The sequence below is a fragment of the Streptomyces sp. KR80 genome, from assembly GCF_052245555.1.
In the GTDB taxonomy this organism is placed as follows: domain Bacteria; phylum Actinomycetota; class Actinomycetes; order Streptomycetales; family Streptomycetaceae; genus Streptomyces.
This window is the reverse complement of sequence record NZ_JBQQCD010000049.1, coordinates 1-959: the sequence shown is the minus strand read 5'-3', so window position 1 is coordinate 959 and position 959 is coordinate 1. Positions and strand designations below refer to the sequence as shown.

Below are 959 nucleotides of genomic sequence, written 5' to 3'. Positions count from 1 at the left end.
ACTAGGGCGTGTCCGACGGGTCGCGTGACCGAACTGCGCTGGTGTCGTTCCGGCCAGCGTGGGGCGAGGTGATCTGTCGGATCGGGAGTGGGCCCGGCTTGAGCCGTACTTGCCGAAGAACACGGGACGGGGCGGGCGGTGGACGTGCCACCGCAAGGTGATCAACGGGATCTTGTTCCGGCAGCGGACCGGTATCCCGTGGCGGGACCTGCCGACGCGGTTCGGGAAGTGGAAGACCTGCCATGACCGGCATCGGAGGTGGTCAGCTGACGGCACGTGGGAACGAGTCCTGCAGGCGGTTCAGGCCGATGCCGACGCGGAGGGCCGCATCGACTGGTCCATGGTCAGCGTCGATTCCACATCCTGCCGCGCTCATCAGCATGCCGCCGGAGCCCACCGCCGCCCGGCGCGAATACCCGGCCGACAAAGGCGGCCTGCCCATCACCGGACGGACGAGGCGATCGGCCGCTCACGCGGTGGGCCCACCACCAAGATTCACCTGGCGAGCGACGGCGGCTGCCGCCCGCTGGCCGTGCTGGTCACCCCGGGCCAGTGGGGTGACGCCCCGCAGATGATCCCGGTCCTGGACCGTATCCGTGTCCCGCGCCTGGCCGGAGGGCATCCAAGGACTCGCCCGGACCACGTCTGCGGGGACAAGGCGTACAGTTCCCGCCGCAACCGTCGTTACCTGCGGCGACGGCAGATCCGGCACACGATCCCAGAGCGCCGGGACCAGCGGGCCAACCGCCAACGCCGTGGAAGCCATGGCGGTCGGCCCACCGGTTTCGGCCGGGCCCGCTATGCCCGCAGGAACGAAGTCGAACGAACCGTCAACGCCCTCAAGGGCTTCCGGGCCGTCGCCACCAGATACGACAAGAGAGCGTACGTCTTCCAGGGCACGGTCACCCTCGCCGCGATCCGGCTCTGGCTCCGGTAGGGACCTGCCGGACAGTCCCTAG

General features: G+C 69.7%; 1 protein-coding gene. It reads left to right on the top strand.

The features are described from left to right. Positions 1–58 precede the first annotated feature (58 nt). Complete coding sequence (locus tag ACTWQI_RS29855) at positions 59–937, top strand: IS5 family transposase (protein WP_443275225.1); 879 nt, start codon at positions 59–61, stop codon at positions 935–937. Positions 938–959: the final 22 nt, after the last annotated feature.